25 protein-coding genes and 2 pseudogenes are annotated in these 26,900 nt (G+C 62.4%); 7 read left to right on the top strand and 20 right to left on the bottom strand.

What is annotated here, in order from left to right; genetic code table 11:
* Positions 1–100 precede the first annotated feature (100 nt).
* On the bottom strand, positions 101–835 hold the full coding sequence (locus tag P73_RS14100; RefSeq protein WP_043870059.1) for a Crp/Fnr family transcriptional regulator: 735 nt from the start codon (positions 833–835) through the stop codon (positions 101–103).
* 150 nt (positions 836–985) lie between these two features.
* Here P73_RS14100 and P73_RS14105 point away from each other — a divergent pair, with 150 nt between their 5' ends.
* Together P73_RS14105 and P73_RS26525 are read left to right on the top strand one after the other, a co-directional pair.
* Complete coding sequence (locus P73_RS14105) at positions 986–1,228, top strand: hypothetical protein (protein WP_043870060.1); 243 nt, start codon at positions 986–988, stop codon at positions 1,226–1,228.
* A 31-nt stretch (positions 1,229–1,259) separates the two neighbouring features.
* Positions 1,260–2,570, top strand: coding sequence for a fatty acid desaturase (locus P73_RS26525; protein ID WP_082033245.1), 1,311 nt, complete (start codon positions 1,260–1,262; stop codon positions 2,568–2,570).
* Here P73_RS26525 and P73_RS25680 read toward each other — a convergent pair.
* From P73_RS25680 to P73_RS14135, 7 genes and pseudogenes are all read right to left on the bottom strand, one after another.
* Positions 2,488–2,922, bottom strand: a pseudogene (locus P73_RS25680) (protease modulator HflK N-terminal domain-containing protein); the annotation flags it as partial. The gene P73_RS26525 and the pseudogene P73_RS25680 sit on opposite strands and share 83 nt — an antisense overlap.
* An 82-nt stretch (positions 2,923–3,004) precedes the next feature.
* A complete protein-coding gene (locus tag P73_RS14115; RefSeq protein ID WP_043870061.1) occupies positions 3,005–3,496 on the bottom strand; it encodes a hypothetical protein in 492 nt (163 codons plus the stop codon).
* 323 nt (positions 3,497–3,819) lie between these two features.
* A complete protein-coding gene (locus P73_RS14120; protein ID WP_043870062.1) occupies positions 3,820–4,626 on the bottom strand; it encodes a transglutaminase-like domain-containing protein in 807 nt (268 codons plus the stop codon).
* 34 nt (positions 4,627–4,660) lie between these two features.
* Positions 4,661–5,464 (bottom strand): hypothetical protein, encoded by an 804-nt coding sequence (locus P73_RS25685; protein ID WP_139267037.1) that lies wholly within the window; start codon positions 5,462–5,464, stop codon positions 4,661–4,663.
* 196 nt (positions 5,465–5,660) lie between these two features.
* Entirely contained in the window at positions 5,661–6,167 is a 507-nt protein-coding gene (locus P73_RS14125) for a hypothetical protein (RefSeq protein WP_245629172.1), read from the bottom strand.
* Between the two features lie 9 nt (positions 6,168–6,176).
* On the bottom strand, positions 6,177–6,521 hold the full coding sequence (locus P73_RS14130) for a hypothetical protein (protein ID WP_043870063.1): 345 nt from the start codon (positions 6,519–6,521) through the stop codon (positions 6,177–6,179).
* Positions 6,518–6,826, bottom strand: coding sequence for a hypothetical protein (locus P73_RS14135; protein WP_043870064.1), 309 nt, complete (start codon positions 6,824–6,826; stop codon positions 6,518–6,520). Before P73_RS14135 ends, P73_RS14130 begins: the two co-directional genes overlap by 4 nt.
* Positions 6,827–7,181: 355 nt before the next feature.
* Here P73_RS14135 and P73_RS14140 point away from each other — a divergent pair, with 355 nt between their 5' ends.
* Complete coding sequence (locus P73_RS14140) at positions 7,182–7,601, top strand: hypothetical protein (RefSeq protein WP_043870065.1); 420 nt, start codon at positions 7,182–7,184, stop codon at positions 7,599–7,601.
* Positions 7,598–8,011 carry a hypothetical protein gene (locus P73_RS14145; RefSeq protein WP_244906132.1) on the top strand — a complete coding sequence of 138 codons (414 nt, stop codon included), beginning with the start codon at positions 7,598–7,600 and terminating at the stop codon, positions 8,009–8,011. Before P73_RS14140 ends, P73_RS14145 begins: the two co-directional genes overlap by 4 nt.
* Positions 8,012–8,650: 639 nt before the next feature.
* Here the strand turns inward: P73_RS14145 and P73_RS14150 are convergent.
* The 3 genes from P73_RS14150 to P73_RS14160 are packed head-to-tail and all read right to left on the bottom strand — an operon-like array spanning position 8,651 to position 14,072.
* Positions 8,651–10,129 (bottom strand): NAD(P)/FAD-dependent oxidoreductase, encoded by a 1,479-nt coding sequence (locus P73_RS14150; RefSeq protein WP_052453283.1) that lies wholly within the window; start codon positions 10,127–10,129, stop codon positions 8,651–8,653.
* Positions 10,126–11,847: a hydantoinase B/oxoprolinase family protein gene (locus P73_RS14155; protein ID WP_043870066.1), complete on the bottom strand. Its 1,722-nt coding sequence runs from the start codon at positions 11,845–11,847 to the stop codon at positions 10,126–10,128. Before P73_RS14155 ends, P73_RS14150 begins: the two co-directional genes overlap by 4 nt.
* Positions 11,844–14,072 carry a hydantoinase/oxoprolinase family protein gene (locus P73_RS14160; RefSeq protein WP_367888758.1) on the bottom strand — a complete coding sequence of 743 codons (2,229 nt, stop codon included), beginning with the start codon at positions 14,070–14,072 and terminating at the stop codon, positions 11,844–11,846. The genes P73_RS14155 and P73_RS14160 overlap by 4 nt, the downstream gene beginning before the upstream one ends.
* On the opposite strand from P73_RS14160, the pseudogene P73_RS26770 reads away from it, so the two are divergent.
* Both P73_RS26770 and P73_RS14165 read left to right on the top strand, forming a co-directional pair.
* A pseudogene (locus P73_RS26770) lies at positions 14,031–14,156 on the top strand (LysR family transcriptional regulator); the annotation flags it as partial. The gene P73_RS14160 and the pseudogene P73_RS26770 overlap by 42 nt on opposite strands.
* Before the next feature lie 165 nt (positions 14,157–14,321).
* The gene (locus P73_RS14165) at positions 14,322–14,918 is read left to right on the top strand and encodes a substrate-binding domain-containing protein (protein ID WP_245629174.1); all 597 of its coding nucleotides are present in this window, start codon (positions 14,322–14,324) and stop codon (positions 14,916–14,918) included.
* A gap of 49 nt (positions 14,919–14,967) precedes the next feature.
* On the opposite strand, the gene P73_RS14170 is transcribed toward P73_RS14165, so the two are convergent.
* The 4 genes from P73_RS14170 to P73_RS14185 all read right to left on the bottom strand — a co-directional run bounded on the left by P73_RS14170 (position 14,968) and on the right by P73_RS14185 (position 20,431).
* A complete protein-coding gene (locus P73_RS14170; RefSeq protein ID WP_043870069.1) occupies positions 14,968–15,969 on the bottom strand; it encodes an ABC transporter ATP-binding protein in 1,002 nt (333 codons plus the stop codon).
* The gene (locus tag P73_RS14175) at positions 15,966–17,861 is read right to left on the bottom strand and encodes a dipeptide/oligopeptide/nickel ABC transporter permease/ATP-binding protein (RefSeq protein WP_043870070.1); all 1,896 of its coding nucleotides are present in this window, start codon (positions 17,859–17,861) and stop codon (positions 15,966–15,968) included. The genes P73_RS14170 and P73_RS14175 overlap by 4 nt, the downstream gene beginning before the upstream one ends.
* A gap of 12 nt (positions 17,862–17,873) precedes the next feature.
* Positions 17,874–18,824 (bottom strand): ABC transporter permease, encoded by a 951-nt coding sequence (locus P73_RS14180; RefSeq protein WP_043870071.1) that lies wholly within the window; start codon positions 18,822–18,824, stop codon positions 17,874–17,876.
* Between the two features lie 68 nt (positions 18,825–18,892).
* Positions 18,893–20,431, bottom strand: coding sequence for an ABC transporter substrate-binding protein (locus P73_RS14185; protein WP_043870072.1), 1,539 nt, complete (start codon positions 20,429–20,431; stop codon positions 18,893–18,895).
* 211 nt (positions 20,432–20,642) lie between these two features.
* Between P73_RS14185 and P73_RS14190 the strand changes: the two genes are divergently transcribed.
* Positions 20,643–21,635 carry a LysR substrate-binding domain-containing protein gene (locus P73_RS14190; protein WP_052453284.1) on the top strand — a complete coding sequence of 331 codons (993 nt, stop codon included), beginning with the start codon at positions 20,643–20,645 and terminating at the stop codon, positions 21,633–21,635.
* A gap of 11 nt (positions 21,636–21,646) precedes the next feature.
* On the opposite strand, the gene P73_RS14195 is transcribed toward P73_RS14190, so the two are convergent.
* The 5 genes from P73_RS14195 to P73_RS14215 all read right to left on the bottom strand — a co-directional run bounded on the left by P73_RS14195 (position 21,647) and on the right by P73_RS14215 (position 26,796).
* Positions 21,647–22,648, bottom strand: coding sequence for an NAD(P)-dependent oxidoreductase (locus P73_RS14195; protein WP_043870073.1), 1,002 nt, complete (start codon positions 22,646–22,648; stop codon positions 21,647–21,649).
* Positions 22,649–22,651: 3 nt separating this feature from the next.
* The gene (locus P73_RS14200; protein ID WP_202966909.1) at positions 22,652–23,791 is read right to left on the bottom strand and encodes a mandelate racemase/muconate lactonizing enzyme family protein; all 1,140 of its coding nucleotides are present in this window, start codon (positions 23,789–23,791) and stop codon (positions 22,652–22,654) included.
* Positions 23,792–23,924: 133 nt separating this feature from the next.
* Positions 23,925–25,055, bottom strand: coding sequence for an NAD(P)/FAD-dependent oxidoreductase (locus P73_RS14205; RefSeq protein ID WP_043870075.1), 1,131 nt, complete (start codon positions 25,053–25,055; stop codon positions 23,925–23,927).
* The gene (locus tag P73_RS14210; protein ID WP_043870076.1) at positions 25,052–26,446 is read right to left on the bottom strand and encodes an FAD-dependent oxidoreductase; all 1,395 of its coding nucleotides are present in this window, start codon (positions 26,444–26,446) and stop codon (positions 25,052–25,054) included. The genes P73_RS14205 and P73_RS14210 overlap by 4 nt, the downstream gene beginning before the upstream one ends.
* The gene (locus P73_RS14215; RefSeq protein WP_338032835.1) at positions 26,446–26,796 is read right to left on the bottom strand and encodes a (2Fe-2S)-binding protein; all 351 of its coding nucleotides are present in this window, start codon (positions 26,794–26,796) and stop codon (positions 26,446–26,448) included. Before P73_RS14215 ends, P73_RS14210 begins: the two co-directional genes overlap by 1 nt.
* Positions 26,797–26,900: the final 104 nt, after the last annotated feature.

Genomic DNA, 26,900 nt, shown 5'->3' on the forward strand with positions numbered 1-26,900 from the left:
ATGATCCTGGAACTCGGTGACGCCAAACACGCGCTTGAGTGGCATTCCGGCGTCTGTCGCGACCTCCTGAGACGCTTGCTGAAGACTGAGGGCGACTCTGTCATTTCAAAAGCGGCCCGGTCTGATCCAGATACGCCGGATCGAACCCGGCAAGCTCCGCCAGCCCGCTGTAGTCGTGAAATGCCACGTGACCGTCGCGGAAAGTCACCAGACCGCGTTCACGCAATTGCCGCAACACACGGTTCACATGGACTGCGCTCAATCCAAGCGCGTCGGCAAGGTGATATTGTGTGAGCGGGCAGTCGTACCCCTCCTTGCTCCCCATGCCTACAAGAGCCAGCCGCGATCCCAACTCCAGCAGGAAATGCGCCATCCGTGCTCCCGCGTCCCGCCGCCCAATCCCGACGAGATGTTCAACCACCATCGCCTCATCCCTGGACGCCGCCCAAAGGATGGCGGTTGCGAGCCGCGGTGTCTGCGCGAACGCCTCGAGCAGATCGCCCGTCAAGACTTCTACAGCCTCTACGTCCACGATTGGCTCGAAACTGTGGTCCGAGGTACGCAAAAGCACGCTTCGCAATCCCAGAAAATCGCCCGGCACCTGAAAATCAACGATCTGCCGCGTTCCGTCCGGCTGGATCTTGTAGGAGCAGACCCAGCCCGCGGACAGGATGTAGGCGGCCTGATCTGATTGTCCCTGATGGGCCATGTCTCGCCCGGCGACAAAAGACCGCCGACGCCCGTGCAGACGCGCTAGCACCGCAAGTTCGGCCTCTGACAAAGCGACAAATGCCGAGAGTTTTCGGGTGAGCGGGCTTGCCGCGGCCGGTGTCATGATCCTTTCCTTTCGGTTGCGGGGGACATTTCGAGATGAGCTCAGGGACTGCTCTTGATCAGTCCAGCATAGAGCATTTCATGCAAGAAAGGGGAACACATCAGGCACGCTTCCCCGTCAGATTGTGACGCGATGAAAGGAACACACCGGATGCCTACGTCGAACGACGCTGCAGGACTGGCCGCCCTGTCGATCTGCGAGTCACTTCTACTGGCCATGAACGATCGCGGATTGCTGCCGGAGAACGAGATCGTCGGAGTTCTCCGCGACGCCGCGGCCATCCATGAGAACACCATCGACACTGAGCCTGACGCGGAAATCCACCGGGCCGCGGCGGCCCTGATCAATCAGATCATCACTCAGGGCAATTCAGTGTACCGACCACCAGCATGATACATTCAATCGTAGAGGATCTGCATCACCCATGACGCTTTCGTCCTACTCAGACAACAAGCAGCCTCAACGGCGTGGCCGACAGGACGCTACGGCGAATAAAAGAGGCGAACATGGCAACTCCGGACCCGACCTACAGGATGCCGGATCACACGCGGACGCGGTGAAAAGTGCTGGCCATTCTTCCGCCGAGACCGACCGCGCATCGAAGCAGTCGCAGTTCACCCCATCGGACTGGACACGAACGCTGGCGGCGTATCGACAACCTATCCCGTCGCGTAGCGTTTTCGAACTCACCATTACACTCGCGCCATTCGTGGCGCTCTGGGCTGTCGACTGGTGGGCGCTGTCGATCAGCACCGCGTTGGCAATCATTCTGGCGCTAGCGAATGCGGCCTTTCTCGTCCGTCTGTTCATGTTCCAGCATGATTGCGGCCACGGGTCGCTGTTCCGCAGCCGGCGCCTCTGCGACTGGATCGGGCGGGTGATCGGCGTTCTCACTCTGACTCCCTACGATGTCTGGCGCAAGACGCACGCGCTCCACCACGCCACGACCGGAAATCTGGACCATTGGGGCGTCGGAGACATGCCGATCCTGACGGTCAGCGAATATCAGGACATGAGCCGAGTTGGCCGGGCAGGCTATCGGCTGATCCGCAATCCGTTGTTCCTGTTCGGCGTGGTGCCGTTCTATACATTCTTCCTGCAAAACCGCCTGCCCGTGCACCTGATGCGATCCGGCTGGCGGTACTGGCTGAGCGCGATGGGCACAAACCTCGCCATTGGCCTTTCACTGATGACGATCATCTGGCTGGGCGGCTGGGATGTTCTGCTGTTCGTGTTCCTCCCGACGATGTTTCTGGCAGCGGTCACCGGCATGTGGTTCTTTTACGTGCAGCATCAGTTCGAAGATACAAGCTGGCAGCACGACGGGGACTGGAACATTCAGGACGCGGCCCTGCACGGAAGTTCACACTATGCGTTGCCCGGTATCCTGCGCTGGATCAGCGCAAACATCGGCGTTCACCATGTGCATCATCTGGCCAGCCGCATTCCCTTCTACCGTCTGGACGAGGTTATCCGGGATCACGATGTCCTGGCGCAGACCAAGCGCATGACACTTTGGGAGAGCTTCCGCTGCGCGCGCCTCCACCTCTGGGACGAGCAAAGCCATAGACTTTTGTCGTTCGCGGAGGCTCGAAGAGGAATTTCAGGGGCTCTGATATCCGGTATTGCACCACCCATTCCACGAGAGCGGCGTTCAGGTCCCCGGTTACCATCTCGGTTTCGCGGCGGCCATCGACCGGGCTTTGAAACGGATCCCCTGCACCCGGTGTTGTAAAGCCGAATTCCTGTTTCAGCTGACGTTTCACGGGAACCAGCGTCGCCACATCGATTCCAAGCGGAAATTTGAAGTGAAGCCCCGGCGGAACCTCAGCGGTGTATTTTCCAAATCGCTGGACCACTGCGACTGAGTCACTTGGCACAGTATAGTAGGACGACCAAGCTACAACTGCGAAGAAAGCAACGGCCCCCACCACCGCGATACTCTTGGCGGGCGGCAGCCCACCTGGCAACAGCCCACCCAAGCGCTCGCGACCATGGCGAAGAATGGCATCGATCTCTGGTGGACCGCGGTTCTGTTTGGTGTTCCAAGGCCCTCGATCTTCCGGGCCGTCACCATGATCAGGCATGTTGTGTTCCTCTTTTTCTAGCACGGCCAACTCAGGGGAGACCGGGAGCCGAAGTGTCGGCGTACGCACTACGGCGCGCGGCTCAATTTGACCGCGGCGGCATTCCTTCGTTCTCCGCAGCCTGGATCGAAGACTTGTCCTGCGGAGTTCTAGCTTCACGGATGGGTGTCGTGACTTCACGCGCGGCCTCAGACGAACGTTTACCTGAGTAGATTTGCCGAAGCTGCATTGCAGAGACGCCGTCAGCCCGCATAACCAGCTGCACCATCGGGTCGGCCAACATCTCTTCGAGGAAGAATTCTGTGAGTTCTTTCCCGGTGAGTTCGTCTTTTGCGCGGGCCGCATCGAGATCGGCCAGAGAAACCGTCAAGGTTCGTGATAGCCCAGGTTGTGAAGTTCGCGGATGCAGATTTATCAGGACCGAGGCCTTCCAGGCATCGGGGTTGCGGTCATCGGGCGGCGCACTCAGCTCGGTTTCGATGTCATAGGTTCCGGCCGGCAGCATTTCGTCAAAACCCGGGACCGTGAACGGTCTCGAAAAGACCGCAACGCTCTTTAGTTTGGGGTATTCCATCTGCGTCCTCCTTTTTCGGTCAATATGGTGATCTCATTTTCTGCCAGCGGCCTTCCTTTCATTGGAAGAACTGCAGATCCAGAGCCTTGCATCAGAAAGGATCAGAGCCGTACTCGTCGGATGGCCGATCCTCCGAGGCTTCGTCGAGATAGCAGAAGAGCGTTTCGCAGAAGGTGCGCCGAACCGAATGGCAGAGCTTCGAACGGCGCAAAATCGATTCCCCCCGATCTTGGGCGCTCCTGAACGGAAACTCGGGGGCCTAGCACAGATATGGGGATTGGCACCCTAATTTACGATGGCCGGCCACTTGGATTGAGGCCCGATCAGGTCACTTGATCGGGCCAGACCCGGAACTCCAGCAGCGTGTTCGGTCCGAAGGTCTGCGTCAAAGGTACATCGGCTGCATCCCGGCCGCGCGCTATCAGGATCCTCGCGGTGCGCCGTGTGTTGTTGCGCGGATCGAAGACCCACCAGCGACCATCGAGAAAGACTTCCATCCAGGCAGCGAAATCTCCGGGCGGATAGGGCTCCGGCTCGCCAATATCGCTCAGATAGCCCGTGCAATAGCGGGACGGAATGTTCATGCAGCGGCAGAAGGCGATGGCGAGATGCGCAAAATCACGGCAAACACCGGCCCGGCCGGCAAGCGTCTGAGAGGCTGTGCGGGTCGCATTCGCCTGCATATAGTCGAAAGCCACAGCCTCGTGGACGAAATCGCAGATCGTCTGGACCCTGGCCCATCCGGGCTTTGTGTTCTCAAACAGCCGCCAGGCTTCGTCGGAAAGAAGATCCGTGTCGCAATATCGGCTGCCGAGCAGATAGACGAGCGTCTCGAAAGGCAGCTCCTGAACCGCGTGTTGGACCGCCCCCGGCGCAACTGGGTCGGGCAACCCGCCATCCCGGAAAACGCCATCCGAAGACAAGGTGAAATCGCCCGCTGGTGCCACCATGCGCGTGCACCAGTTTCCGAATCCGTCACGGTAGCTTTCGAGCGGGACGCTGGGAGAGGTCACGAGATAGTCGGCGCGCTCCAGATCACCGAAGCGCGAGTAGTGCACATTCAACATCGCGATCAATGGCGTCGGCTGGCTCAACGCGTAGCGCAGACGGCATCCTATGCTCACACGCATGCTGGACGCTCGAGAAGGGCCAAAGGCGTGTAGATCATCGTCCACGAGCACAGACCCCATCGGACAATTGAAAGCCTCGGTCACAACTCCAGCGATTGCCTGATCGATCGAGATGGGCGTTCTCCGGCATAACGATCACGACGCAGTTGCGATCCTTGCGCTCGTATCCTCGCTCACAGCGCCATCCCGGCCCATACGAATCCGTGTCCAGAAAGGCATTGGCCGGTAACACGATGGCATCGCAGCGACCGTCAACCTCGGAAAAGCCTCTTTCGCAACGCCATGTATCGCCGTAATCGGTGTTGGTCAGGTAGCCGTTGTCCGGCACGGCAATTGGAACGCACGCGCCATCGCCCGCTGCAAAGGCGCGATCGCAGGTCCAGCCGGTGCCCCCGGGATCTTCGGTGAGAAATGCGTGTTCCGGCAGGATGATTGGCACGCAGGTTTCGCGGTCTTGCCGATATCCGCGTTCGCACTGCCAGTCGAAACCTGAAGATTGCAGGAAGGCGTGGGCGGGCACAAGGATGGGGGCGCACGATGCCTCACCCCTCTCTTCGTATCCGCGGCGACATTCCCACCCCGTTCCGTAGGATCGACCCGTCGCATAAGCATTCTCCGGCATGTCGATGGCAACGCATTCAGCGCCATCCACCCGGTAGCCCACGTCACAGTTCCACCCTCCGCCATAACTGCGTGCCCGCGCGTTCTCCGGGAGCGGTCCGGTCCCGTCCTGCGCAAAGATCGGAAACGCGAGAGAGGCGATCATGCCGGCCGCCGCCGCCAGCTTCGAAATAAGGCGCCTAGGGGGCCTGCTATGTGGATGTTCATCGCGTTCCATTTGCTCCATCCTTCAAGTTCTGGGGCGGTTCGTTTGCTTGTGGGATTTCGAGCGCATCGGCTGAAGTGTTCCGTTTGCTGCTCCGCCGCCGAGACAGTCGGCAACACAGGCGCAGCATCCGGTCTTGTCGGCATGCCTTCGTTCTCGGCTGCCTGGATCGCAAACTCGCTCGGTCCAGTAGGTTGAACGCCGAGGGTCATGGCAGGGACAGCTTCAACAATGCCGCAGCTGCGTTGGCGTGCTCCTCTTGGTGGTAGTCGCCGCGAAAGACGCCATTGACCGTCACTTGCCATATGCCGTTTCTCTGCTTGACCAGAACCTGGTCGCGTTGCGCATGCGGATCGGAGCCCTCCAATCTATCGTTTTCAGAGGCGCTAGCGCGTTTCGCAGCCTCCGACGGATGGACCGGCGGCTGGCGCGGTTCACCGAGAAGCATCACGGCGCGGATGAATTCTTCCGCATAGTCGTCGGCCCCCCGATAGTCGTGCTCGTGCTGAGCCATGCGCATCGGTTCCACGAACCGTTCTCTCAGATGATCGACAAACCGCGGCTCAGTTCGGGACATGTATGCGATCAGCGCCTGAAGGACCCTTTCATGAGCGAGCACGCGACGTTCGAGCTCGGTTCTCTTAACTCGGGAAGCGGAAGACTGTTCCATCGCGGGCAGGGTCTTTTCGTTGCCGATATCCGGGGACTGTTGCATTCGGAGGCTCTAAAGTTGGAGCTTTGCGAGACAAGCTTGCGCGATGTCGCGGTCCGGAGCGTCGGTGCCGGGTACGGTCGCCCATCCCGCCTTCATAAGCGCGTCGCGCCTCTGGTAAGTTGACGCAGCCTTGATTGTTTCCATCTTTGCGGCCCGCTCCGGATCGGTCCGGGCCATTTCCAGACAAACGGGCACCATGGCCGCGACAACATCCTCATGGGCCATGGTCAAGGCTCTGTCGCTCGAAGTTCCGCCGGTCACCCAGCCGCCCCATGTAAATCCGACGACACCGACAATGACCGCGCCGATTACGGCGCCGTAGATGCCGGGTTTGAGCCATTCGGGAGTGTTCATTTCAAGTCCTCCGACGGGGAAAGCGCCGTCTCGCTATCTCGGGTCGGAAATCTCCGGTCCAAGCCAAGTGCCGTTTCCAGATCTCGCTCGCTGGTCGATCGCAGTTCGACCCGTCCAGCCCTTTGCCCCTTTCCTCGTACGGTCAGATACGTCGCCGTCCTTCGGTAAGCCGCGAAGCTGAGACCTTCCAAAAGCTCTTCCTGAACGACCACGTCATAATCGCCAGCGGGCAATTCATCCGTGTAACCGGACAAGAAAAACGGGTGTTTGAACGTCACAGTCGAATTGGTCGAGCGCATGGCCATACCTGATCTCCGTGCAACCTGCAGGGGTCCAGCACCAAGTCCGAGCCCTCCCTGGCTTCGGGAAGGAGGCTCAGCTTGCTGGTATCAATGCTTCTACCTGGTGATAGGAATTCACGCGCTGACCCATGTTAGCCTCGCTCGCAATGGTGAGCTTGCAGACAAGGCCGGGGCCGGTATGGCGGTCAGGAACGACGGCTTGGCGGCAGACTGATCTGCGTCAGCCCGCATAAGGCCGGATTCGGGCAGGATCAAAGCAATCCGAAATATCCTCGGTCGGTCTTGGCGAACCAAATCGTTCTGCGTCTAAACCTGCCGCGATCCGGAGCCATATATCACATATATCGAGGAAACAACGATGTCCGCAGCCGATATTCTCAACCCCCATGACCCCGCACTGGAACGGTTTCTCTTCGCCTCCGTCGGCGAAGACCGAGATGGCTCCATCGTGACCGTGCTCTCAGCGCTTGCCAGGCTAGAGCTCGATCCATGGGAAGTGGCCGCCGAGCTTGCGTCTTCGGGTCGTCAAGCTGCGGTTTCGCGATTGGGAACGCTGCTGTCACGCTGCAAAGACGTGCCTGCACTCGCGACGGAGAATGGAGAGGTGGCCCGCACCCTTGCCCCTCTCCTTCCGGGTGCCGCACCGGCCGCTACGAGTTTTAGCGATGCGTTGCATAAGGGCATCGCCTTCTCGCCGGGAACAATCCTGTCAGTGGCGGTCGTGATACTGATCCTGATCCAGGTAATCCTTTCCGGTACATGGGAGACAGCCGAATGACCCTCTCCGTGCCGCGAAAGACTACTCTCGAGCATGCCGCAAATAAGATCGGCAAGCCCTCTCCAACGGATCAGGAAATTCTCTGGGATATGGAAGAGCGCTTCTGGACCAGTGACTCCGACAACGCGCGCGCGACAACCGCGGAAAACGCTATCATGATCTTTCCATACCCTCCGGGTATCCTACAGGGTGAGCAGATCTGGCACGGCCTGAAGCGCAGAACCGGCTGGCGGTCCGTGGCGATGACTGGGCGCAGAGCAACGCAATGTGGTGACATTGTCATTCTCAGCTACCATGCCTCCGCTGAGAAGCCCGATCTGCCCATCTATGAAGCACTTTGCGCCTCCACATATCTGAACGATGCGGGTGGCTGGCTCCGTACGTCACACCAGCAAACTCTAGTTGTCTGAGCCGCGGGAGAGATAAGAGAGCCAGCCAGCTCACTCCGCGATCATCAGGTCTAGGTTTTCTGAAGGCAACAGAGCCCAATTTGCCTTCAGGGGAGCATCGCGCCGCAAAAAATTTGGTACTTGGTACATGCAAAATACTCTTTCACATTGTAAATAAACGGATTTTTCAAATCAACCCGTCCAATCCATCATCGGGGCGATGGACAGCCTGGTTGATTGATATTTATTCATTTGTTCTCAGCACCATCAACTCATTGCGCGGCGGCGTGCGTACTCCAGCTCACGACCCGACACGCCCCTTCTCGCCCGGTTTCTACCGCGCATCGCACACATCGAGCACATGACATGGCGACCCTATCAAAGCGTCCGTCTTCGGTCGGGGCGAACCTATACACGCAGGCGCCGCCACGGCAAAGACATTCGCGGAACATCGACAGCGAGGATTTAGTGGAAGTCGACAGTCGCAAGTCCCGATTTTCTGGCGTGGCGCCTCGGGACTTCGAGGCCCGCCGTGTCGAGCCGCGAAACGCTCATGGTCCTCGCCCCGGCGCCCAAAGGAGGGAACCACGAGCGGTCACAAGTTCCGCCATGACCGGAGACCTGGCGCGAACCACTCGGACAGCGACGTGCTGTCAGCGCCTATCGGACCCCGATCCTCATGCCGAGAACGCCGGGCAGCGCCGCGACGATGCGCGGTAACGGTTTGGGTGACTGGCCGGCAGCCTCCGCGTCTTCGCACGACAGGATCGCCCGCCGGATGAGACGGGCGCCGAAGGTGCGGAACGGTTCGGGCGGCAATTCTGGCATTTTTCTTTCGAAGATCGGCAGGCGGCGCCAATCTTCTGCCCTGCCGTCGACCAGTTCGGCCAGACAGGCGCCGGCAATATAGGTGGGATTAACGCCATGGCCGCAAAACCCACAGGCGTAATGGACCTTGCCCGGCACGAGGCTGCCGACCCGAGGCAGGCGATCCGACGACATATCGATCGGTCCGCCCCAGCTTTTCTCCACCGCGATCCCCTCCAGCTCCGGGATCAGGGCGGAGATGGCCCGCACGGCGCGGCCGGCGGCGACCCTGTCCCGCGTCATCGGCGCGGATTCCCAATGGTTCGCAAAAGCGACCGGGCCCGCGCCGGCGCCCATCAGGAGACGGCCCTCATCCGTCCGGCGGAAGTAATGCAGGAACATCCGTGCATCGGCAAAGCCCACGTGGCTGGTCCAGTTGAGTTTTTCGAGCCGCTCCGTGGGCTCGGTGATCGCCGCATAGCTCGAAAACACACTCAGCCAGGGACGGATGAGAGGTTCCCGCGCCAATGCCGCATTGGTGGCCAGGACGATCTGCCTGGCTCGAATGGATCCCTGGCGCAGCGTCACCCGACAGGGCGTATCGGCATGGTAGGACACCATCGGGCTGTCCTCGAACACGCGGATGCCGGCGTCGATGGCCGCGATCCGCAAGGCGCGCGCCAATCGCGCGGGCTGGACCGTTGCTCCCTCGCCGAACATGACGCCGCCACGAAAGGCGCTGGAGGCCAGATAGGCACGCAACTCGTCGCGCGCGAGCGGTCGGACACTGTCCCCGGCGCCGCATTTCGCCGCATGGCGCAAATAGGCATGCAGCTTCTTGTCCTGTTCGGGACTGACCGACACGCGGATATTTCCGGCCTCACGCCACTGGACATCCAGCCGCGCCTCCTTGCTGAAGGCCCTGAGCGCATCCTGCGCCCGATCGCCGGCCCGTGCCATCGCCAGGGCATTTTCGCTGCCGATGGTGTCCGAAAGCGCGGGCAGTTGCGCCCAATAGCCATGGGCCTTTCCGCCATTCTTGCCACTTGCCCCGCCGCCACATTTCCCCGCCTCGATCAGCACGATCGAAAGCCTTGGATTGCGCCTTTTCAGCAAAAGCGCGGTCCAGAGACCCGTGAAGCCGCCGCCGACGACAACCACATCGGCCACGGTCTCTCCGTCGAAGGCCGCAGGATCGAATGCGGCGGGTGCATATCCACCCGCCCCGAAGCTGCGGTCTTCGGCGGCCAGAGCCTCGTCGAACCACCAGGAGGTGCCCGAAGGCGCGTGGAGCACCGGCCCCGACGCGGGCCGGTCGACGACAGCCGTCATTTCGCGAGCGCCTCCTGCCCGTAGAGTTCCAGGTCCTCGACGCCGATGATGCCGTCCTCGAGATCCGCGAGAACCTGGTCACGCGGCCGCCGGTGCGGATCGCCGAGTCCGCCGCCGCCCCCGGTCTCGAAGCGGATGTTCCTGCCGTAATCCATGATCAGGTGGGTTTCCTTCGATCCGAGCCGCTTCTCATCGGGCTTGCCGTAATCCCAATAGAGGCGGGCCGTCCGCCCCTCGCCTCCGCCGTCAACGCCGGTGGCGGCGTGCAGTTGGCCGTCGGAGCGGACCGAGAAGATCGTTCCATCCTGCAACGACGTATACTGGCGCACGAAGCCCAGTCCTCCGCGATAGCGCCCGGCACCGCCCGAACGCTCGACCAGCGCATATTCGTCCACCATCAGCGGATATTCATTCTCAAGGGCCTCGATCGGCAGGTTTGAGGTGTTGGTAACGTGGACATGCACGGCGTTCATTCCGTCTGTCCGCCCGGTGGCGGGCCCGCCTCCGCCAAGCGTTTCCAGATACACATAGGTTCCGTCGCGGCGCAGGTGGTTCCCCGAGAAGACGACGGTCGGCAGATCATCCGCCCCCGACGACATCAGGCGCTCCGGCGGAAGAACATCGCGGAACGCCCCGAAGATCGCGCGCGCGATCTTCTGACAGGTGATCGACCGCGCGCCGGTCGCGGCGGGGCTTCTGGCATTGACGATCAGGCCGTCATCGGCCCGGATCTCGATGGAGGACATCATCCCCTCGTTGGGCATGAGTTGCGGATCGAGCAGCGCCTTCACGGCATAGAAAACCGTCGCTTCCAGCCCCGTCCTGGACACATTGAGCCCGCCCTTCGCCTGCGGCCCCGTCCCCTGGAAATCAACCACCAGCCGGCTGTCCTCGACGCTGACATGCGTGGTGATCGGCACCGGCGCGCCGCCGGAACCATCATCGTCGAGACAGGCGGTGAAGCTGCCCTTCATGCCCGAAATCGCGTCGATGCGCTTCTGAAGCCGGAGGGCCGTATAGGACAGGACATCCTCGACCGCTTGCAGAACCTGCTCCAGCCCCATCTGGCCGATCAGCCCTTCCAGCGCCCTGTTGCCCTGATTGTTGGTCGCGATCTGTACCCGCAGATCCAGAATGCGCTCTTCCGGCTCGCGGGTGTTCTGTGCGATGAAATCGAGAATGTCCTCGCGGATCTCACCGCCTTCGACAATCAGCAGCGGCGGAATCCGGATGCCTTCTTCGAAGACGGTTCGTGCGCCGGCGGAAATCGAGCCTGGCACAGCCCCGCCGACATCCGAATGGTGCGCGATATTGGCGGTGAAGAACACGAGCCTGCCGCCGGAAAACATCGGGGTGACGATCGAGATATCGGGCGTATGCGTTCCACCCGCGAGATAGGGATCATTCGAGATGAAGGCCATTCCCGGCTCGATGCTGTCGACCGGGAACCGGTTGAGGACCTCCCGCACGGATCCCCGCAGCGAACCGAGATGCAGCGGAATATGCGATGCCTGGGCAACGAGGCGCCCGTGCCTGTCGAACAGGCCGACCGAACAGTCCTTGCGTTCCTTGATGTTGGTCGAAAAGGACGACCGGATCAGCGTGTTGCCCATCTCTTCGGTGATCGTGAGCATGCGGTTGGAAAAGACTTCCATCGCGATCGGATCCGCCATCGCGAGATCGGGCGCTCCGGGTCTTGTCTGATGCTGCGAAGTCATTGTGACATCCTGATATTGGTGATGATGATGTTTCCCGCGCGATCCACATGGAAACGGGTTCCCGGCGGGATCAGCGTGGTCGAACTCATCTCCTCGATGACGGCGGGCCCGAGAAGGGAGTCCCCGATGGGCAGTTTCGCCCGGCTGTAGACCGGCGTATCGGCTCTGGCCTCGCGAGGGTCGTAACAGATCATGCGTCTTTCGATCAGAGCGGCTTCGACGGATGCGTCCTCGGGCGCCTCGAAGAGATTGTACGGACGGGGAACCAGCCCGATGGCCTTGAGGCGGCAATTGACGACTTCAATCGCACGGCCGGGAATGGAATACCCGTATTCGGAGTGATGCACGGCCGAAAACCGGCTGACGAACGTCTCGTAATCCAGCGCCTCGTCCTGCTCGACGGGAACGGACACCTCGAAATTCTGACCGACATACCGTGCCTCGATCACCTGCTGGAAACGCGACATCCGCGCCTCCACCTGTTCGGAGGCCAACCAGGCGCGCCCTTCCTTGCGCAATTCCGAAAACAGGCCGATAAGGTCGGGCCAGGTTTGCGCATCGACGAGATCTATATAGGTTTTCACGAAATCGAGACTGATCTCGGAAAGCAGGATGCCCCTGGCGCACATGGTGCCGGGTTCGCGTGGAATGATCACCGTGGGAATTCCGCATTCCGCCGCCACGTCGCAGGCGTGGATCGGCCCCGCCCCTCCGAAGGCCATCAGCGCGAATTGCGACAGATCATGACCGCGCTCGGTGGAAACAGACCGGATCGCGCGTCCCATGTTGGCGTTGGCGATGCGCAAGATCCCGGTTGCGGCATCGTCGACACCGATGCCAAGCGGCTCGGCGATCCGCGTTCTGATCGTCTCGTGCGCGGCTTCGGCCTGCACGTCGAGCTTGCCGTCAAGCAGCGAGACCGGGCTGAGGCGGTGCAGGATGACATTCGCATCGGTGACGGTGGGCTGCTCCCCGCCTCGCCCATACGCGACGGGTCCCGGCACCGCGCCGGCAGACTGCGGCCCGACCTTCAACGCATGGGCGTCGTCCATCCATGCGATCGAACCGCCGCCGGCACCGATGACATGAATATCGATCATCGGCGTTTTCACCGGGTAATCGGCAACGGTCCGGTTGGAGGTGAATTGCGGCTGACCGTCGACGATGATCGAAACGTCGGTGCTGGTCCCCCCGACATCGAAGGTCACGACATTTTCGAAACCCGCTTCACGCGCCACTCCGGCCGATCCCACCACACCTGCGGCCGGTCCCGAAAGGCAGGTTCGGACGGGATATTGCCGAACCGTCGGAATCGACATCAACCCGCCGTTGGAATGGATCGTATAGGGCGTAACGGTCACGCCCATCTCCTTCACCTCGGCGGCCATGCTGTCGAGATAGGATTGCATCCGCGGCCCGGCATAGGCGTTCAGAACGGTGGTGGACATCCTCTCGAATTCGCGGAACTCGGGGAGAAGACCGGAGGATCTCGTGATATAGAGGCCGGGCATGGCCTCCCGCAGCCGGGCCTCGGCCGCGCATTCGTGCTCGGGGTTGCGGTAGGAATGCAGAAAGCAGATCGCGGCCGCCTCCACCTTTTCCGCCTTCAGGGCCTCGACGATCCGGTCAAGGTCTTCCAGCCGGATCGGTGTCTGAACCGTTCCGTCCGCGAGGATGCGTTCCTCGACCTCGAAGCGGAGCTTGCGCCGCACCAGAGGTTTCGGGTTCTGGATCTGGTAGTCGTAAAGATTCGGACGGGTCTGCCGGCCGATTTCCAGCACGTCCCGAAAGCCTTTCGTCGTGATCAGCGCCGTCCGCGCGCCCTTGCGTTCAATCGTCAGGTTGGTGGCAACCGTCGTGCCGTGTCCGACAAAGGAGACATCCGACGCGGCAAAGCCGTGCAGCTCCAGAAATTCCCGCATCCCGCTGACAATGGCGCGGGAAGGATCCGATGGGGTGGACGAAACCTTGTGGAACAGAACCCCTCCGTCCGCCTCGTTGAGAAGGGTAAAGTCGGTGAAGGTTCCCCCGACATCGACGCCGATCCGATACATGCTGCCTCCGTTGAATTGAGTCGCGGCGAGATTAATACGAGCTGCCGGGCGACGTAGAACGGAGTTTCCGGATGGTCTTCCATAAGGATTCGTTATACTATCTTCCACACGCCTCAGCATTGTCGTGAAATGAACCTCAACTCTCTTAAATCCTTCGTGACCGTCGCCCATCTCGGAAACTTCACCCGTGCTGCCGAACGGCTCAACCTGAGCCAGCCGGCGATCTCCGGTCATATCCGCAGCCTCGAAAGCGAACTGGGGGTGCAACTGTTCCTGCGACGGTACCGGAGCACCCTTCTCTCCGAACACGGACGGGCCTTGCTCGGACATGCTGAAACTGTCCTGAAAGAGCTCGACAGACTGACCGAGGCAGCACGGGAGGTTGCGCACAGGCCGTTGCGGGCGATGCGGATCGGTTTCGTGGTCGGCGCCGATGTCGTTCATATGGCGCCCCTGCTGAACCGGGCCGGCGAGATCATGCCCCATGTTCGCATCGACGTTGCGCAGGGGCTGTCGGGCTGGGTGGCCGCCGGGGTCGAGGCGGGGCGTTTTCAGGGGGGATTCTTTCTCGGCCCCACACCGCCGAAAGGCGTGCACTCAATCGAACTGACGCGATTGACCTATCTGCTGTGCATTCCGGTGGACTGGAAAAGGCGCGTCGCGAATGCGATCCCCGAAGATCTGGCCCAACTCCCCTGGATATGGGCGCCCGAAGGTGCCTCTTACCCGCTCATCGTAAGGGACCTGTTCAGCCGCTACGGCGTCACACCGCGTCAGGTCATCGAAGCCGACAGGGAAGCGACGATCGCAGATCTCGTTGCCAGCGGAATTGGGGTTGCGATCCTTCGCGAACCGCTTGCCCGGCGCAGCGCAAGCGAGGGGCGGATCGAGATTCTGGATGCCTATCGCGCGCATGTGCCGCTCTTCTTCATTTCGCCGCAGGAGGCCGATCAGGATATGCGGACGCTGCGGGACTGCGTTCTTGACGTGTTCGACGTCGAAGCGGGGGCCGATTAAGCGGCAAGAGGCATTCCGGAAACTCCGGCCGCCCGATCGGACCACCGCCTCAGACGCCGTTCACCGCATCGACCGCCACATCCCGGCTACAGGCAACGAGCTGTCCACTGTCCAGGCGCCTCAGTTCCGGTCTGGCAGCCGCGCAGTCAGCGATGGCAAACGGGCACCGCGTGCGGAACGTGCATCCGCTCGGCGGATTGGCCGGCGACGGAGGATCCCCTTGCAGGATCTGGCGCTTGCGGGCGCGGGCGCGGCGCGGATCGGGCTCGGGAGACGCCGAAAGAAGCGCTCTCGTATAGGGATGGCGGGGATTTCCGAAGATCTCGCCCGTCGATCCGATCTCCACGATCCGGCCGAGATACATCACCATCACCCGGTCGGCGATGAATTCCACAAGGCCGAGGTCGTGCGAGATGAACAACAGGGACACGCCGGTTTCGCGCTGGAGGTCGGCGATCAGATTCATGATCTGCGCCTGGATCGAAACATCCAGCGCGGCCACCGGCTCGTCCGCCACGATCAGCTTGGGGGACACTGCAAGCGCACGGGCGATGGACAGGCGCTGACGCTGCCCTCCCGAAAACTCATGCGGGAAACGCCTGAGATGCTCGGGAGAAAGCGAGACCTGCTCCAGCAATTCGAGCACCCGGCGCCGGCGCTCCGCCGCGGAGAACATTCCCACGAGCTCGAGCCCTTCGCCGATGATGGTTTCGACGCGCGCACGCGGGTTCAGGCTGGAGAACGGATCCTGGAAGATCATCTGCATCCGGGCCCGCAGGCGGCGCATCTGCGCATGCGTTGCGTGGCAGATGTCCCTGCCCTCGAACAGGATTTCCCCGGATGTCGGGCGATGCAGGTTGAGAACCGTGCGGCCGACGGTCGTTTTTCCCGATCCCGATTCACCCACGAGGCCCACCACCTCTCCCGGCGCGATATCGAAGCTCACCCCGTCCACGGCACGCACCGGATGCGCGTTTCCGCCGAACAGCTTGCGCCCGCTGTCATAGTGCTTGGCGAGGTTGCGGACCGAAAGGAGTGGTTGTGTTGTCATAGCGCAATGTCCTTCCAGCGACGGCAACGGGTGGTATGGCGTCCTTCAACGGTTTCGAGCACCGGCACACCCTTGTCGCAGGCGGGCCTTGCGAAGTCGCAGCGCGGCGCATAGCGGCACCCCGAAGGAAGATCGAAGGGGCTCGGAACGGTTCCCCGGATCGAGAGCAGGCGCTTTTCCGTCTTGTCGCCCAACTCGCCATGTTTCGGAACGGAATCGAGAAGGCCGCGCGTGTAGGGATGGCGTGGATGATAGAATATCTCCTCCACCGAACCGTCCTCGACCACCTGACCGCAATACATGACGACGACCCGGTCCGCCAGTTGCGCCACGACACCCAGATCATGGGTGATGAAGATCAGCCCGATATTCCGCTCGCGCCGGATGCGATCGAGCAATTCGAGGATCTGGGCCTGAACCGTCACGTCCAGCGCCGTGGTCGGCTCGTCGGCGATCAGCAGCCTGGGATTGCCGCAAAGTGCAATCGCCAGCGCCACACGCTGCCGCATTCCGCCGGACAACTGGTGCGGGTATTCTTCGATCCGGCGCGCGGGATCGGGGATGCCGACATCGGCAAGCGCGGCGATCGAGCGTTTCCGCAGCTCCGCCGTGGGGCATGCATCATGCGCCCGGATCGCCTCGGCCAGTTGCCGACCGACGGTATAGACGGGGTTAAGACAGGCCATCGGCTCCTGGAACACCATTGCGATCTCGTTTCCGCGATACTGGCGATAGCTTTCCGGCGGAAGCCGGTCGAGCCGTTCGAGCGGTCCATGTCCCTCGGGATCGCGGCTGTAATGGATGCTTCCTCCCGTCACCCGGCTGATCCGGTAGGGCAGCAGTTGCATGATGGAAAATCCGGTCACCGACTTGCCCGAACCGGATTCGCCCACCAGCGCGATGACCTCGCCGGGATTGACCACCAGCGACACGCCGTCGACCGCGTTGATCGTGCCGCGGGCGGTGCGGATTTCGGTGGAGATGTTGTCGACGTCGAGCAACCGGCCTTCGGGATTGTCGCGGCGTTCGGGCTGCGGCAGCGCGCGCGCCCATCGTCTCAAGAGGCCCGGTGCAGGCAGGAGCTTGACCGCCCCACGCGGATCGAGAACGTCGCGCAACTGGTCGCAGAGGCGGTTCACCGACCAGACCGTCAGGACCAGGGCCAGGCATGGCCAGATCAGGCCCATCGGATTTTGCCCCATATGGGGCCGGGCGTCGCGGATCATCAGCCCCCAGGAGGAATTCGGAGGGGTCACCCCGAGGCCAAGGAAACTGAGCCCGGACTCGAGCACGATGCAGGCCGCGACCACCAGCGAGAACTGGACGAAAACCGGCCCCGCGACATTCGGCAGAACCGTGCGGAACATGATGCGGGCATGTCCGTGCCCAAGCGCACGCGCCGCATCCACATATTCGAGATTGCGCACGCTCAGGGTCTCCCCATAGGTGATCCGCGCATATGTCGGCACGAAGAGGATCGACAGAAGCAGGGTCAGGGTCACCGTCCCCGGCCCAACCAGGGCCACCGTCAGAAGCGCCAGCAGCATCGGCGGGAAGGAAAGGATGATGTCCATCGGCCGCAGGGCCGCGAGCTCGATCCAGCCCCGGAAGTACCCGGCGATCAGGCCGACAACGACCCCGACGGCCGCCGAGGCCAGCGCCGCCAGGACGGCAACCGAAAGCGAGGCCCTCGCACCGTGAACGATCCGCGCAAAGACATCGCGGCCAAACGCGTCGTTGCCGAGCCAGTTCGCGGAACTGGGGCCGGCGAACCGCTTCAGCACATCCATGACGACCGGATCCTTCATCGGCAACACGGGGGCCAGGACGGCAAGAGAAACGATGGCCAGCAGAAAGACCGCCGCGAAATAGCTGGAGAGGGAAATTCTCATGGGTCGATCTTCCTAGCGTTCGCGAATGCGGGGATCGAGCAGGCCGTAAAGCGTCTCGATGCAGAAATTGATGAGAACGAACAGCACACAGACCACCAGCACGATCGCCTGCACCGCCGGATAGTCGCGCTGTTCCACCGACTGAACCAGCATCCCGCTGAGTCCGGGCCAGTTGAAGACGTATTCGACCAGCACCGTGCCGCCCAGCAGCGTACCCATCTGCAACGCCAGAACTGAAATGACCGGGGTGATCGCATTTCTCACCACATGGCGGCGCAGCACCTTGCGTTCTTCGAGCCCCTTGGCCCGAGCCGTGCGCACCCATTCGCGCTCCATCACTTCCAGCACCGCCGTGCGCATCATGCGGAACACGACCGGGATCAGGCTGATCGCGATCGCGCAGGATGGCATCAGCAAGTAAACGAGATGCTGGCCAGGGTTCTGTGCAAAAGACACGTATCCCCCGGCCGGCACCAGCCGTAAAATCTGTGAAAAGAACAGGATCATGATCGTTCCAGTCACGAAAATGGGCACCGAAAGGCCGAAACTGGCGATCGCCGAAAAGAAGTTGTCGACGACACCGCCCCTTCGCAGCGCGGCGATCAGACCGGCCGGCACCCCCACGATCATGGCGATCAGGCCCGCCGCTCCGATCAGTTCCAACGTCCGGGGGATACGCCGCATGATCTCGGGGCCGATCGCCGCCCCGTCCTGAAATGACACCCCGAGGTCGAGGCGGAAAAGCCCCGCAAGATACTGGCCGTATCGTACCAGCGCGGGCTGATCGAGACCCAGGTTCCGTCGAAGGGCCGCAACCGCTTCAGGGCCCGGCGCCATGCCGCCGCTGCTGAGCAGAATCTCGGCCGGATCACCGGGCACCAGATAGAGCAGGAGGAAAATGAGGGTTGCGACGATATAGATCGTCAGCATTCCGCTCAGGAAGCGGCCGATCAAGTAGTTCATAGGGTATCCAGAGGATGCACGTCAGAGACCCGGCAGGCGGACTCCCCCACCTGCCGGCATTGTTCGAATTAACCCAGCGAGACGCCGTCGAGCGCCAGGGCCGTCTGGAAGACGAGGAAGCCCGGAAGCGGCTGGAAATCATGGACGCTGTCCTGAACGCCATAGGCCTGCGGGCGCCACAAAAGCGGCAGAAGCGGCAGATCCTCCTCGATGAAGATCCGTTCGATCTCCGCATACAACTCTGCGCGGGCGCCTGTATCGACCTCCTGCCGGGCCTGCTGGAGCAACTCGTCCACCCGAGGATTGCCATAGCCCCAGGGCCGGTTGTAGCTGGGGCTTTGCCCGCCGCCGAGCCAGGTGGAAATCGAATCCGGATCGTTGTAGGCCCCCGAGGTGCCATTCACGCCGATATGGTATCGCCCCTCATTGCCTTCGGAAATCCGCGTCGCCCAGTCGGGCAGGTTCATGTTCACCGAGATCCCGATCTGCGCAAGCGACTGCTGCACCACGAGCGCGGTATCGTTGTGTTGCGGATATTGCGCCGTGGAAAGCAGTTCGAGGGTGATGTTCTCCGCTCCCGCCTCCGCAAGCAGAGCCCTTGCCCGTTCGGGATCGTAGACGAGACGCTCGGAGACCAGCGAGGGATCGTAGGCGTCGTTCGGGTGGACCGGCAGACCGTCGATCGTGTTGCCCATACCGGTAAAGCCGAATGCGTTCAGGGCGTCGCGGTCGATCGCATAGCCGATGGCGCGGCGCACACGCGGATCTGCGGTCGGCCCTTCGGTGGTGTTGAAGACGAGATACATGAACGGACCGTTGACGCTGGCGACATGGGTGCCGTCCGCATCTTCGATGGGCTGCATGTTATGCGTGGACACGTATTCGATGATATCGACATCCCCGGAAGCCAGGGCCGCGGTGCGCAGGTTTTCATCGGGCATCGCATTGAAGAAGATGCGGTCGACGACAGGGACGCCCTCACGCACGAATTCCGGCGCCTTCTCGACCGTGATGGACTGGCCCCGCTCGACCTGGCCGAGGGTGAAAGGGCCGGCGCCGATGAAATCCGGGGCGACCGAATTGCGCGAGACGACCGGCGCGTAACCGCTTGCCAGAGTCTGGGCGAACGTCACGCTCGGCTCGCTCAGCCGGACGGTCAGCGTCTGGGCGTCCTCTATCTCGATTGCCTCGATCGCCTGGAAATCGGCGCGCAAATGCGCGGTCGACTCCTCGGCGGCAATCCACTCGAAGCTCCAGCGCACATCCTCCGCCTCCACGGGCGAGCCATCGTGAAACACCGCGCCCGGACGGAGGCTGAAGCGGTAGGTCGACGCATCGGGCTGGCTCCACTCCTCGGCAAGCTCGGGACGCAGGTTCCCGTTCGCGTCGTAACTCAGCAATCCGCGATGCAGCGTCAACTTCACGGACAGGGCCGCGGTGCCGGTGTATTCGTAGGGATGCAGGTTGGGCGGGAAGGACGACAGCCCGAAACGCACGGTCGACGCGGTTTGCGCACGCCCGATCCCGACAGGAAGGCCGCCCAGCGTAAAAGCTGCGCCGGCAGCGGCCGTCTCCAGGAACCTGCGCCGGGAAACCCCGCCTGCCATGTGCCCGGAATCCTGATTCAACTTCTTGTCACGCATTGTATTTTCCCCGTTGATTGACCTTTGAATCCGGCCGGTTCCGAAGCAACCGAACCTATTCTTGGACCGTTGTGGCAATCTTTTGTTGCCGTTATAGGTTGATTTCAGCGTAAGGTTCGGAGATGAAAGCGCTCAAATGCCCATTTGCGCCCATTCTATTCAATAATGTTATGGCATGATCAACCACCGCCAAATCGAAGCGTTCAATGCCCTGATGGTGATGGGGAGCACGGTCAAGGCTGGCGAACTGCTGGGCATCTCGCAACCCGCCGTCAGCCGGCTCATAAAGCAACTGGAGATCGAGACGCAGCTCAAGCTTTTCGATCGGGAAAGCGGCCGCATGCGTCCGACCCGCGAAGGTCTCGCCTTTCACCGCGAGGTCGACCGCGCCTTCCTGTCCCTGCGGCGGCTCGAATTCGTTGCTCATGAGATCCGAACCTACGACCAGGGGCAGATCAGGATCGGCGCTCTGCCCGCTCTCGGATTTTCCTTTATCCCGCAGGTCGTCCACAAATACAGCCAGGAGAATCCCAAGGTCCTGATCAAGATCGAGACCACCAGCTCGGCCATCATCCGGGACGTGGTCGCAGGCGGGCAGTTCGACCTGGGATTCGTCGCCGACGAGGTCGATATTTCCGGTGTTCTCTCCGAACGGTTCGCCGCCCCGCCGGTCGTGTGCATCATGCCGCTGGGCCACCCGCTCTCCCGGAAATCCGTCATCAGGCCAGAGGATCTGGAAGGTGAGCCCTTCGTGTCCCTCTCCCATGTGGATCGAACCCGGCAGCGCATTGACGCCCTGTTCGAAAAGGCGGGCATCCTGCCGAATGTCGTGGTGGAGACGCATTTCGCCCTGTCGATTTGCCAGCTGGTCGCATCGGGCCTCGGGGTCGGGCTGATCAATCCCTACAGCCTGGGCGGCATTGCTCCCGGCCAGCTCGTTGCCAGGCCATTCGTTCCGAGATTGTCCTTCCAGACCCTGATGATCTATCCGCCGGACCGCAGGATGTCTTCGGCAGTGCAGGCGTTCCGCAACATCGCCCACCGCGAAATCGTGCAGTCGCTCGAACAGATTTTCGCAACCTATGACGTGACCCCCGACGCCGAAAGCCGCAAGGCAATCGGACGCATAGCGCCGCCGGGCCCCTGGATCAGAAATCCCCGCGTCTGAGACGCTATCCGCTAATATCCCAACCGGGGATCGACGTGGTTGCGCAAGGGCGCCCCGCGAAGCATTGCGGCGAGGTTATCGGCCAGGATCGAGGCACAGGCGGACGCATAGCTCGTCGGATCGTCGGCCGAGACATGCGGGAATACCATCAGGTTCGGCACGGTCCACCAGCGCGCGTCCGGCGGCAGCGGCTCGGTCTCGAACACGTCGAGAATGGCACCGCTCAGATGGCCCTCCTCGAGCAGGTCGGCCAATGCGGTGTAATCCATCAACCCGGCCCGCGCGATGTTCAGAACGCCGGCGCCCGGCGGAAGCGACCGCAGTTCCGCAAGGCCGAACCGTCCCCGCGTCTCGTCGGTCAGAGGGGCGGACACGACGAGAATGTCCGCTGTCGGCAAAAGCCTCATCAGATCGTCGGGCCCGGCGATCTCTGCAAAGCCGGGGCGCGGTCCGGTCGGACGCCGGGCCACCCCCGTTACATGAAAACCCAGGGACGCGAGAGCTTCGGCCACCGCACCGCCCAGAGCGCCCGCGCCGTAGATGAGGACATGCTGGCCGCGCGGCGCCGGGCGCAGCGTGCGGTCCCACCGGCGCCGGTTCTGGGCGGCGATCCTGGCCGGAACCCGTTCGTGCAGCATCATCACCGCCATGGCGCCAAAGGCTGAGACCTTTGCCGCATGCGCGCCACTTGCGTTGAAAAGCTCCACCCCCGGCGGCATCCAGTCGAGCGGCAGATATCCTTCGACACCGGCGCTCGTGCACTGGATCATCTTCAGGTTCTTCATCTGTGCGACAGCGGCCGTGTCGAGCCGCCCCGCCACGAGAATATCGGCCTGCGCCCACGCCGCCGCATCGCGCGCATCGTCGCAGGCGACCTTGACCCAGAGCGGTGTCACCCGCCCGGCGGACGCACGGCTCAAGGCTGTGCGCAACAGGGTCTCGGTCATGCCATAGGCCGGGTCCCGGTCACGCCGGTTCTCCACGTAAATCCTCGGGGTCGTACACCACTCCATGCCTCACGCCTTTTCGACCTGCGAATAGAGATGCTCCGCCATCGCCTCAGAGCTCAGGTTCACACCATAGCCCGGCCCGCTCGGGAGCGTAACCCTGCCGTTTTTGACGCGCGGCTCGACGGGATCGTCGACCAGAGCGAAATGTTCGGGAACACGGAACGGATACAGCTCCTGAATGACGAAATTCGTGAGCGACGCGTCGAGATGCAAGGCCACTGCCGAAGCCACCGGACCGGCGCAGACATGAGGCGCCACCCGCAAACTGTAGGCTTCGGCCATGGCCGCGATTTTCTTGGCCTCCCAGAGACCGCCGGTATTGCCGATGTCGGGTTGAAGGATTCCCGCCGCCTGGGACTCGATCACATCGCGGAAGCCATATCGCGAATACAGCCGTTCGCCCACGGCGATGGACACGTTCAGCTTGTCGGCAACCGCCCGCAGGGCGGCGACGTTGCTCGGTTCCACCGGCTCCTCAAGGAACATCAGGTCGAATTCCTCCAACGCCTGTCCGACCTGGATGATGGCGTCGGCCGAAAGTTCCGCGCTCATGTCGACCATCAGCTCCACGTCCGGGCCGACAGCATCGCGCACCGCCCTCACCATCTCGACCGCATGATCCCGCATCTCGCGGTCGTAGCGACGTTGAGAAACGTGGCGGAAGATGCCATTCGGGTGAGATGGATCGACTTCGCTGAGCGGGTACATCTTCAACGCGTCATAACCCGCCGCCACCGCCCGCTCGGCCGCCAGAGCGATATCCCTGGGCGTGTCGGCGCTGAACGACCAGCCGTTGGCATAGACACGCACGTCGTCGCGGACCTTCCCGCCCAGGAGTTCGTAGACCGGCACGCCCAGTGCCCTGGCCTTGATATCCCACAGCGTCTGCTCAAGCGCGCTGATCGCCGCGTAGATGACGGGCCCGCCGCCCCGCGCCCAGAAGGTATGATCGTAGAGGTCGGCATAGATGGCTTCGATCTCGAACGGATTTCGTCCGATCACGAAGCGTTGCGCCAGTTCCTCGATCATCACACAGGCGGCAGGCGCCGCGCTCCCATAGGCGAGAGCCGCTTCTCCCAGCCCGGTTATACCTTCATCGGTATGCGCTTCGACAATGACCGGAGATCGCCCGTTGATTTTCGCCAAGTAGATGTTGATGCAAGTAATTTTCATGGTGTGGCTCTCCTTTGACCCCAACCATATCCGCCGGAAATTCCGCCCGTCCAATGACCTTTCCAGGGCTATCTATGCGAAGTTGGCATAGCCTGCCTCGCCCTGCTCACCCGGCCTGGACCCTCGCTTCCCGAAGACGTTCGACAGCGAAGGGTGCGATCTCGCGGGCGGTGCCGGCCTGTGTCACCAGGTCGGCCATGATCGCGCCGACGACCGGAATCAACTCGAAGCCGTGTCCCGAGAACCCGAAGGCATGCCAGACGTCCGGGACCGTCGCGGACGGGCCGATAACGGGCAGAAGATCCTCCGTTCTCGCTTCGATTCCCGCCCAGCTTCGGGTTATGCGCACATCTGCGACACCGGGAAAGACCGCGACAGCCGCGCGCGCGCCCTTCGACAATTCGGCAAAATCGACAAAGCTCTTTTGCACGTCGATATCCGCCTTTCCCTGCAAACCTCCGCCGATCACCAGCGTCCCTTGTGCCGTCTGCTTGAAAGAAAGCGCCCTGCCCTGCGCACTGACAACCGGCCGGAGGAACGGGTACAGGCGTTCGGTGACGATCATCATCGACGCCTTGAGCCCGAGAGGGATTTCTTCGCCCCAGAGGGCCGCGAGTTTCGCCCCCCAGGCGCCCGCGCAATTGACGATCTGTCCGGCGACATGATCGCCGCGGCTGGTGGACAAGCGCCATGCCGCCCCCTCGCGCCGGACCTCATGAACCGCGGTGTACTCCAGAATGCACACTCCGTCCGCTTCCGCGGCGGCGCGAAAGGCACGGATCGTGCGATGTGGATCGGCCGCTCCATCGGCCGGGGCGTGAAGCGCCCCCACAAGATGCGGCGAGGCGGCCGGCAGCAGCTCCCGCAACAGCTCGGCACCAATCAACTGCTCATTGCCGAAACCACGGCGACGCCCCTCTTCAGCACGCATGCGAAGCGCATGCATTTGAGCGTCGTCTTCGGCAACGCGGACCTGCCCCGACGCGGAAAACCCGCAATCGTCGCCCACGATCTCCTCGATCCGGTGCCACATGTCCATGGCTTCGAGCGCGATCGGCATTTCCTGCCATGCACGGCCAAGAGTTCTCACCCCCGCCGCGGTGGCCCCCGAGGCGTGCCGGCCTATCCACGCGGCCTCCAACAGCGTTACCTTCAATCCGGCGCGCGCGATATGCAGCGCCGCCGACAGGCCATGTAGCCCGCCGCCAACCACGATGACGTCCGAACAGCGGCTCACTCCATCACCTTCAGGGATGCAAGCTCTCCCAGCGTCACAGGTTTGAGCGGCGGGCGAATGCGAAATAAATCGCTCTGATCCGGTGTTTCGCCCCGCATCTCCGCCAGCATCCGGCTTACCACATGCCCGCATTGGCGACCTTGGCACGGCCCCATGCCGCAGCGGGTGAGCGCCTTGAGCTGGTTCGCGTCCATCCGTGTGGCGCCGACCGTCTTGCGGATGTCCAGGGCGGAAATCTCCTCGCACCGACACACCAGAGCATCATCCGCGGGACTCGCGGTTCCGGGAAACGGACGGTAGCAGGCCTCGAGGAACGGTCGCAACCTGGTGGCCCGCGCCAGGGCGCGACGCAAGGACTGCGTGCCCTCCGCAGGCACCGCCCCGAGGCTGTCCGCGATCCGCCCGGCCACGTCCGCCCCGTGAAGCGCGGCGGCATCCGCACCCTGAATCCGCGCGCCATCTCCGGCGACATGGAGACCCGGCACGCTGGTGGCACCGCTCCCGATCTCCACGGGGGGGGAAAAGTACCGCCCCCCACGATCCCACCGAATATCGCAATCTGCCGAAAGCGGCCCGTGGATCGAAGGCATCAAACCGTCGTGAAGGAGAAGAAGAGAGGCCGGAACCGTCCGAACCTCACCCCGTCCCGTGGTGAAGCGGAACGCCTCGAGCCTGTCCTGCCCCTCGGCCCGCAGCGGGCGTCCGCGAAAGATGGGAAAGCCGGCGCGGCGCAGGCGTCCTTGCCATCCGAGTCCCGTCCGGACCTGCCGGCTCCCCTCGGTGCTGAACAGCCCGGCGGCCAGCTCTCGCCACGCCCGCGCCGCCGCAAAAGCCGGCGAGGTCTCCACATGGCCGGCGATCCGCCCCCCCGCGGCAAGAAGCTGAACCATGTAGAGCAGCACCAGCGGACCGGTGCCGACGATCCAGACCGGTTCCGCCGGAACCTGGCGGGAAGACTTCAGCAGGATCTGAGCCGCTCCGACAGTCATCACCCCCGGCAAGGTCCAGCCGGGGAACGGCAGCGGCCGTTCCTGCGCACCGGTTGCGAAAAGCACGCGGCGGCTTTCGAAGCTGTCCAGCCCGCGATCCGACGTTGCAAACAGCCGGAATGCCGCCTCGCGTCGTTCGACATGCCAGATCTGCGTTTCCGGCCGATAGTCGCATCCACAGGCGCGAAACTCTGCGATAACCCGCAGCCCCTTCTGATACTCCGTGCCGAGAATTCCTTCGATACGGTTCCCCGCATTCCTTTCTGCATCGCGCCAGATTTGCCCCCCCGGCGCAGGCTGCTCATCGACGACGCAGACGGACAGGCCCCGCGCTCTGGCCGCGATCGCGGCGCTCATCCCGGCGGGGCCAGCCCCTATGATCGTCAGGTCGACGCAAGCCATCAGACCACGCTCCGCATGCCGTTCTGTCGATCAATCCGCATTCCATGCCGCGCCCGGACAAGGCAACTTTGCTGCGAACTGCGTCCGTCGATCGTGACCAGGCAGTCGAAACAGGCCCCCATCATGCAATAAGGTGCCCGAGGCTGGTGTCCGACAGGGCTCCTCCGCGTCGGGAGCGACGACGAGCGCAGCAGGATCGCCGCAACGCTTTCGCCAGCTTCCGCCTCGCAGGGGACGCCGTCGACCATGACTTCGATCGGATCAAGAATGGGTTCGAGTCTTCGGAACATTGTCGTCTTAGCGTCACTCTGCCACAGGAAAAGAGCCTGACCTCTGCTCATCACCGCCATCGGGAGGAGTGCCTCAAAGGTTAGGCTTCGAGACCGCGCCGATCAAAGACCGAAGCGGCAACATCCTATTCAGGATTGTTATTGGCGGCTGTCCTGGTTTCTCC

Source organism: Celeribacter indicus (assembly GCF_000819565.1).
Classification (GTDB): Bacteria; Pseudomonadota; Alphaproteobacteria; order Rhodobacterales; family Rhodobacteraceae; genus Celeribacter; species Celeribacter indicus.

Bases quoted from the DNA above. Each gene is read 5' to 3' on its own strand.
- P73_RS14180 (WP_043870071.1), bottom strand. From the start codon at position 18,824: ATGAACTACTTGATCGGCCGCTTCCTGAGCGGAATGCTGACGATCTAT.
- P73_RS14125 (WP_245629172.1), bottom strand. From the start codon at position 6,167: ATGCAACAGTCCCCGGATATCGGCAACGAAAAGACCCTGCCCGCGATG.
- P73_RS14115 (WP_043870061.1), bottom strand. From the start codon at position 3,496: ATGGAATACCCCAAACTAAAGAGCGTTGCGGTCTTTTCGAGACCGTTC.
- P73_RS14170 (WP_043870069.1), bottom strand. From the start codon at position 15,969: ATGACAACACAACCACTCCTTTCGGTCCGCAACCTCGCCAAGCACTAT.
- P73_RS14175 (WP_043870070.1), bottom strand. From the start codon at position 17,861: ATGAGAATTTCCCTCTCCAGCTATTTCGCGGCGGTCTTTCTGCTGGCC.
- P73_RS14210 (WP_043870076.1), bottom strand. From the start codon at position 26,446: ATGGCTTGCGTCGACCTGACGATCATAGGGGCTGGCCCCGCCGGGATG.
- P73_RS14145 (WP_244906132.1), top strand. From the start codon at position 7,598: ATGACCCTCTCCGTGCCGCGAAAGACTACTCTCGAGCATGCCGCAAAT.
- P73_RS26525 (WP_082033245.1), top strand. From the start codon at position 1,260: ATGACGCTTTCGTCCTACTCAGACAACAAGCAGCCTCAACGGCGTGGC.
- P73_RS14190 (WP_052453284.1), top strand. From the start codon at position 20,643: ATGATCAACCACCGCCAAATCGAAGCGTTCAATGCCCTGATGGTGATG.
- P73_RS14185 (WP_043870072.1), bottom strand. From the start codon at position 20,431: ATGGCAGGCGGGGTTTCCCGGCGCAGGTTCCTGGAGACGGCCGCTGCC.
- P73_RS14130 (WP_043870063.1), bottom strand. From the start codon at position 6,521: ATGAACACTCCCGAATGGCTCAAACCCGGCATCTACGGCGCCGTAATC.
- P73_RS14160 (WP_367888758.1), bottom strand. From the start codon at position 14,072: ATGGGCGACGGTCACGAAGGATTTAAGAGAGTTGAGGTTCATTTCACG.
- P73_RS14105 (WP_043870060.1), top strand. From the start codon at position 986: ATGCCTACGTCGAACGACGCTGCAGGACTGGCCGCCCTGTCGATCTGC.
- P73_RS14100 (WP_043870059.1), bottom strand. From the start codon at position 835: ATGACACCGGCCGCGGCAAGCCCGCTCACCCGAAAACTCTCGGCATTT.
- P73_RS14140 (WP_043870065.1), top strand. From the start codon at position 7,182: ATGTCCGCAGCCGATATTCTCAACCCCCATGACCCCGCACTGGAACGG.
- P73_RS25685 (WP_139267037.1), bottom strand. From the start codon at position 5,464: ATGGAACGCGATGAACATCCACATAGCAGGCCCCCTAGGCGCCTTATT.
- P73_RS14120 (WP_043870062.1), bottom strand. From the start codon at position 4,626: ATGCGTGTGAGCATAGGATGCCGTCTGCGCTACGCGTTGAGCCAGCCG.
- P73_RS14215 (WP_338032835.1), bottom strand. From the start codon at position 26,796: ATGGCGGTGATGAGCAGAGGTCAGGCTCTTTTCCTGTGGCAGAGTGAC.
- P73_RS14135 (WP_043870064.1), bottom strand. From the start codon at position 6,826: ATGGCCATGCGCTCGACCAATTCGACTGTGACGTTCAAACACCCGTTT.
- P73_RS14195 (WP_043870073.1), bottom strand. From the start codon at position 22,648: ATGGAGTGGTGTACGACCCCGAGGATTTACGTGGAGAACCGGCGTGAC.
- P73_RS14155 (WP_043870066.1), bottom strand. From the start codon at position 11,847: ATGACTTCGCAGCATCAGACAAGACCCGGAGCGCCCGATCTCGCGATG.
- P73_RS14150 (WP_052453283.1), bottom strand. From the start codon at position 10,129: ATGACGGCTGTCGTCGACCGGCCCGCGTCGGGGCCGGTGCTCCACGCG.